Consider the following 6,319-nt stretch of genomic DNA (forward strand, 5'->3'; position numbering starts at 1 on the left):
GATAATTTATTTTTTGCTCTTAAATAATATAGCGTTATCTCAAATTGATGTCAATCGAACAGATTTCTCAAAAAAAAAATTACTCTATCTCATCCATTGATATGGTTGAAAGAGAGCAATTAATAATTTCTTAAACTTTATTTTTCTAGATAAAATTCAAAGCGATTCCCTACATATTGTGTCCGAACATATTCAAAAGGTTCACCATTTTTCAAAAAGCTAACTTGACGAAGCCTCAAAATCGCTTCACCACGCTTGATTGATAGATAATCCGCTATGCTTTCAGCAGCTGACATAGCAGACACTGTCTGTTGTGCCCCTCCCAATGTTAAATTGGCTTTTTCTTCCAATGTTCGATATAAAGAGCTCGTAATTTCAGTTTTACTATAACCCTCAACTAATTTATTAGGAACCGTAGCAACTTCAAAACAAATCGGTAAACCATCAGCATAACGAATTCGTTCCATTCGTAAGACTAGTTCGCCATCGATCAATTGTAACTTTTCAATTTCACTTAATGAAGGCGTTGTAACATGATAAGTGATCGTCTTACTTGAAGCCACTTTTCCCTGTTCAGCCATTAGGTCAGTAAAACTAGTCACACCTGACATCTTTTCTTGAACCTTCTTACGAGCAACGTAGGTTCCATCACCAACATGACGTTCTAGAATACCTTCATCTACCAAGGTTTGAATTGCCTGTCTAAGCGTCATTCTGCTGACACCAAATACAACAGCAAGTTCACGTTCAGCCGGAATACGATTGCCAACTTCCCATTCACCAGATTCAATTGTTTTTTTCATTTCATTATGAATTTGAATATATATGGGAGATCCCATTAACAATTACCTTCCTAACCTTTTATTAAAATTTACGTCCAAAGCTATATGTGCTTTCTAGTTGCATGTTAGCATCAAATAAGTTCATATCAGCATCTTTTCCGATTTCAATAGCACCTTTTGATGTTAAATTGAATTCCCTAGCTTGATTGACAGAACTCATCAATACAGCTTCTTCGATACCACAACCAGTAAATTTCATAATATTTTTAAATGCATCTTGATATTGTAAAACAGAGCCTGCTAAATTACCAGATTCTAATCTTGCTTGTTTGTCTTTAACAATAACTTTTTGCCCGCCAAGTTCGCTTAAGCCTTCAGGCATTCCTTTAGCACGCATCGAGTCAGTAATTAATTCAATACGTTTAGGTCCTTTTAAATCATAGGCTAGTTTAATCATATCTGGCACAATATGAAAACCATCAGCAATAATTTCTGTATAAATATTATCCTCTAAAAATGCATGTCCAGTTACACCTGGTTCACGATGCTTAAATTCGCGTTGTGCATTGTATAAATGAGTGACATGACTTGCTCGAGAATGTTTCATTTCTTCGCGAGTAGCGTTACTATGGCCCACTGAAGGTACGATACCATTCTTGATACAATACTCTTCAAATTCAGGTGACGTTTTATGTTCCGGTGCATAAGTCACTAATTTGATCATATGTCCTGATAATTCATTCCATTTATCAAATAACTTTGTATCAGGTGCCTCAATATATTTTTCAGGCTGTGCGCCTTTAAAAACAGGAGAAATAAATGGTCCTTCAAGATGAATTCCTTGAATAACAGGGTTCACTTCAGCGGCTTTTTTGATACCAACCATAGCATTAGCAATATTTTCATGTGATTGGGTCATTGTCGTTGCGAAATAAGTCGTAACACCTTCGTGAATCATATCGGTAACCATTTCATTAATTTGTTTAGAATCACCATCCATAGCATCAAAACTATATCCACCATGGCTGTGAACGTCAATAAATCCAGGAACAATAATTTTCCCTTCTACATCTCTAACCTCATCAGAGGCTAAAGCTTTGTATTCGCTCATTGGCCCCATTGCACTAATTTGTTTATCAAATCGAATATATGCATCTTCAATTTTTTCTGAACCCGTGTAGATAACTGCATGTTTTAAAACAATACTCATCTTATCCGCCATCCCTTCAATTTATAAACTTAGTATAATCGGTATAGACCAAAAAAACAAGGTCATATCAAATTTAGTTTTTGTCTTTAGCCACAGTTGCATCAACTGCTTTAATAATAGAATTCATAAATCCAGCCTCTTCCATTGCAAGCAATCCAGCAATAGTTGTGCCACCCGGAGATGAAACCTCATCAATTAATTTCCATGGCACTTCATCAGTAGCTAAGACCTTTTTTGCACTGCCTAGTACAGCTTGAGCAGCAATCTTAGTTGCTTTATCTTTTGGTAAGCCATATTTAACGCCTGCACGTGCAAGCGTATCAATAAATAAGTAAATAAATGCTGGTGAGCTACCAGCAAGAGCAACAAACGTGCTAAAATCGCGTTCAGCAATCTCCATCGTTTCACCAATAGTATCAAATAAATCAGTACCTTGTTTCATTTGTTTATCTGTCAAAATATCATTACCGACTAACGCAGTCATACTTTCGGAAACCGTTGCGTTAACATTTGGCATTGTTCTTAAAATACCAACTGAATGATTATCTAATTCTAATTCAATTTCAGAGATTGAAACACCTGATACAATAGAAATTAGCATAGGTTTGTATTCCTTCACTGACTCTTTAATTTCTGCTAAAACCATACCTAAGACAATTGGTTTAACAGCAAGAAAAACAACGTCAGCCTCACTAACCACCTGAGCATTGCTACCTAACGCTGTAAAGCCATTAGCTTCAGCATAAGGTACATAGCTGGACTCTCTTGCACTGTGTACCAAAATTTCTTTTGGCGCGATAAATTCTGCTTCTACTAAACCTTCAATAATTGCTCGAGCCATATTACCAGCTCCAATAAATCCAATTTTCATAGTTTCCTCATTTCAATTATTATATTTAATTACTATCTCCATCATACCGCAAAAAAAAATAAAATAACAAATAAAACAAAAAAGCAGATACCTAAGTATCTGCTTTTAGCTAGTTGGGTTAGATGGATTCGAACCATCGCATGACAGGATCAAAACCTGTTGCCTTACCGCTTGGCTATAACCCAATATTATAAAATAATGGTGGAAGAGAGTGGATTCGAACCACCGAACCCGAAGGAGCGGATTTACAGTCCGCCGCGTTTAGCCTCTTCGCTACTCTTCCATATCAGCTTTATCCGACTTAACTATCATACAAATAAATGGATTAAAAATCAAGCTTTTTTTTCAATTATTTTAAATTAATTATTTGTAACGTAAATTTCCACTCATCGAAGAACGTATTTTTCGTCCATTCGTTATATTTTTTCCGCCCATATCCCACTGGCTTCGTATAATACGTCGTTTCATTAATTTGAATAGGATCATGTTTGATATGGAGGTGCCCAAATAAAACTTTTTCTACTTTATAGTATTCTAACAGATCTCCCATCTTTTGACTACCTAACATGCCGTTTGCAACGTTCCAGAAACGATTATCATTATTAATTTTAATATACAATTCATTAGGTACAAAATGAGTCATAAATATTATTTTTTTATTTAATTGTTTCGCATCACTCAATAATTTTTCAGTTTGTCTTAAACTTAATTTAAATCTCTCGACATCTGGCATTGGTTGAACAATTTTACGATCGATCCAATAGTTTGTTTTCCAATGTAGCATTTCTTTATCAGACCGTTTTAGCTGTTTTGAGTAACTGTAATCGTACCATCCATTATTACCTATAATACGCCATTCAGTGCCGGAGATATCCAAATATTGATTATGGAGATAAGAATCATTCACTACACTTTCTAGCTCATCAAATGTTATATTTTTAACCATGTCATGGTTACCTGCAATAAATAAGACAACAATTTTATTATTTAACTTTCTTTTCAGTCTAATAATATAATCAATCGTTTTATTAAAATCATTAAATAAATCTCCTGTAATAAGATAATACTCAATATTTTTCGCTAATAGATAATTTACTTGTTCATCAATAATTATATCCACATCAACTTTATTAATATCAAAGTGATTATCACTACTAGTTGCAATAATTGTCATGTTTCCCTCCAAAAAAAGATATGTTAATTAAAATTAACATATCTTTCATTAAAAATCTATTTAATTAACGCCTTCCATTAATTTATGAATTCTTGGAATAAAGAAACTCAACATAATACCAAAGGCAACAGTAATTCCACCAACTACAGCAAAGTACATTGATTCAGTAGCGGGTGTGTATAACCGAACAATTTGTGAATTCAATGCTTGAGCAACAGCATCACTCAAGAACCAAACACTCATCATTTGAGATTGAAAACTTTTTGGTGCAAGTTTAGTAGTAATTGATAAGCCAACTGGAGAAACCAAAACTTCACCAAGCATAACCATCATCCAACTTGCAACTAACCATAATGGGCCAACTTTAGTATCTGTTCCAAAAAGAACACCAGGGAGCATCATCCAAAGGAAAGATGCTCCAGCAAATACTAGACCAATTGAAAATTTAGCTGGAGAACTAGGTTGTTTCGATCCTAATTTAACCCATAACCAAGCAAATATTGGAACATAGATTAATATGAATAACGGATTCATACTTTGAAAGAAACTAGCTGGGAAAGTGAACCCAAAAGCACTTAACTGCGTTCTAGTTGACGCAAACATTGCTAAAACAACTGAACCTTGTTCTTCAATTGACCAGAATAAGATACTGGCAATAAATAACGGAATATACGCTGTAAGTCTTGATCGTTCAATTTTTGTTGTTTTCTTACTTGTTAACATCATTGTAAAGTAATAGACAGGGATGATAACTGCAAGAATTGTGATTAAAAGAATGACATTCGTAATATTTAATGATTTAAATAGGAACATGATAACTAAAATTAAAGCTAAAGCTATAACACCGATTGAAGATTTTTTAAGAATAGTTGATAATTCGTTAGGTTGAATAGGGTCATTAGGATATAAACTATCTTTTGTTAAATATTTTCTTCCGTCAAAGTAATATTGAACTAAGCCGAAAAACATCCCAATAGCTGCTAATGAGAATCCAACGTGGTAATTATATTCTTGACCAACCCATCCAACTAGCAACGGTGCAATCAAAGCACCAATATTAATCCCAGATACAAAGATACTGAAACCAGAATCACGTCTTGGATCCTTACTATTGTATAATCCACCAACCATTTCAGAAACATTAGGTTTTAACAACCCTGTTCCCAATACGATTAACGCGATAGATATGAATAAAGCAACTGATTTAAAGGGTGTTGCAAGAACAATATGTCCTAGCATTATTAGTATTCCACCAATAAACACTGTTTTTCTACTACCCCAAAGGCGATCACTAACGAAACCTCCAATGACACCTGATAAATAAATTAATGATCCATAAATGGACATAATTGACATGGCTGTAGCTTGATTATAACCAAGCCCATCCACTTCTGAAATCATATAGTATAAAAGAATTGCTCGCATTCCGTAATAACTGAATCGCTCCCACATTTCTGTAAAAAATAGTGTTGATAATCCTCTAGGATGACCAAAAAAGGCCGTATCTTTATTTTTCATGGACTTCCTCCGATATAAATCTAGTATATGTATTTTAATGCATTACACATTATACAATGTATATATATCAATAGTCAAATCAAATTTTTACTTATATCTCATCATTTACTACTTGTTTTATCATTTAACGTCTTTCTAATATGTGAAAAATTTTATATCCATTATTAAGTAATAGTGTAACAAAAAATGCTCTATAGTATCTGCTATTTTTGCTAGAACAATCTATCAAGTGACTAAGTATTTTATCCGGTTCATTTTAGAAGCACGCGAAAACGTTAAAGTAATCGTTACTTATATAAACTATACGTATCCCAAGTTTACGAGAACTTTGTTATTCCCGAACGCCATAGTTGTTTACGATCAATTTCACATTTACAATGCACTTATGCATGCATTTAATAAAACTTGAATTCAATTTTTTAAAAAAATTGTTTACTCATTTTAATTTAACATGAAGACTATGTGAAAAACGCTATTAACTATCCTTATTCTAATAGCCTACTTGAAGGAAGGGACTAACAATAAATTGAAAATTATTAAACGTAATGCCTACGGATTTAGTGATTTTAGGAACCGTGTTTCCTTTGTAATGAGAAATAAAACTATAAAAAAAGGTGTTGTCACTTTGTGACAACACCTTTTTTTATATTCAGCAACGGTCGTAAAATTTTATTGTTTTATTTTTAATAGCATGGCAACGTCCTACCCTCGCAGGGGGCGACCCCCAACTACTCTTGGCGCTAAGAAGCTTAACTTCTGTGTTC

At 33.7% G+C, this 6,319-nt stretch carries 7 protein-coding genes and 2 tRNA genes; 2 read left to right on the forward strand and 7 right to left on the reverse strand.

The genetic code is table 11. The features are described 5' to 3' along the window. Positions 1 to 137: 137 nt before the first annotated feature. The 7 genes from AC1RPR_RS06965 to AC1RPR_RS06995 form a co-directional block, all read right to left on the reverse strand. Positions 138 to 839, reverse strand: coding sequence for a GntR family transcriptional regulator (locus AC1RPR_RS06965; RefSeq protein ID WP_481761868.1), 702 nt, complete (start codon positions 837 to 839; stop codon positions 138 to 140). Between the two features lie 25 nt (positions 840 to 864). Continuing rightward, the gene (gene nagA, locus AC1RPR_RS06970; protein ID WP_481761914.1) at positions 865 to 1,992 is read right to left on the reverse strand and encodes an N-acetylglucosamine-6-phosphate deacetylase; all 1,128 of its coding nucleotides are present in this window, start codon (positions 1,990 to 1,992) and stop codon (positions 865 to 867) included. A gap of 73 nt (positions 1,993 to 2,065) precedes the next feature. After that, complete coding sequence (gene proC / locus AC1RPR_RS06975; protein ID WP_481761867.1) at positions 2,066 to 2,863, reverse strand: pyrroline-5-carboxylate reductase; 798 nt, start codon at positions 2,861 to 2,863, stop codon at positions 2,066 to 2,068. 113 nt (positions 2,864 to 2,976) lie between these two features. Then, positions 2,977 to 3,048, reverse strand: a tRNA-Gln gene (locus tag AC1RPR_RS06980). Positions 3,049 to 3,062: 14 nt separating this feature from the next. Beyond that, positions 3,063 to 3,146 (reverse strand) — tRNA-Tyr (locus AC1RPR_RS06985). A 66-nt stretch (positions 3,147 to 3,212) separates the two neighbouring features. Further along, positions 3,213 to 4,037 (reverse strand): metallophosphoesterase, encoded by an 825-nt coding sequence (locus AC1RPR_RS06990; protein ID WP_481761866.1) that lies wholly within the window; start codon positions 4,035 to 4,037, stop codon positions 3,213 to 3,215. A 60-nt stretch (positions 4,038 to 4,097) separates the two neighbouring features. Beyond that, positions 4,098 to 5,555 (reverse strand): peptide MFS transporter, encoded by a 1,458-nt coding sequence (locus tag AC1RPR_RS06995; protein ID WP_481761865.1) that lies wholly within the window; start codon positions 5,553 to 5,555, stop codon positions 4,098 to 4,100. A gap of 193 nt (positions 5,556 to 5,748) precedes the next feature. Here AC1RPR_RS06995 and AC1RPR_RS07000 point away from each other — a divergent pair, with 193 nt between their 5' ends. Beyond that, the gene (locus tag AC1RPR_RS07000; protein WP_481761913.1) at positions 5,749 to 5,964 is read left to right on the forward strand and encodes a transposase; all 216 of its coding nucleotides are present in this window, start codon (positions 5,749 to 5,751) and stop codon (positions 5,962 to 5,964) included. 117 nt (positions 5,965 to 6,081) lie between these two features. Then, complete coding sequence (locus tag AC1RPR_RS07005; protein ID WP_481762193.1) at positions 6,082 to 6,186, forward strand: hypothetical protein; 105 nt, start codon at positions 6,082 to 6,084, stop codon at positions 6,184 to 6,186. Positions 6,187 to 6,319 lie beyond the last annotated feature (133 nt).

Source organism: Dellaglioa sp. CoH-57-MRSF-22 (genome assembly GCF_056781895.1).

Bases quoted from the DNA above. Each gene is read 5' to 3' on its own strand.
- AC1RPR_RS06965 (WP_481761868.1), bottom strand. From the start codon at position 839: ATGGGATCTCCCATATATATTCAAATTCATAATGAAATGAAAAAAACA.
- nagA (WP_481761914.1), bottom strand. From the start codon at position 1,992: ATGAGTATTGTTTTAAAACATGCAGTTATCTACACGGGTTCAGAAAAA.
- proC (WP_481761867.1), bottom strand. From the start codon at position 2,863: ATGAAAATTGGATTTATTGGAGCTGGTAATATGGCTCGAGCAATTATT.
- AC1RPR_RS06990 (WP_481761866.1), bottom strand. From the start codon at position 4,037: ATGACAATTATTGCAACTAGTAGTGATAATCACTTTGATATTAATAAA.
- AC1RPR_RS06995 (WP_481761865.1), bottom strand. From the start codon at position 5,555: ATGAAAAATAAAGATACGGCCTTTTTTGGTCATCCTAGAGGATTATCA.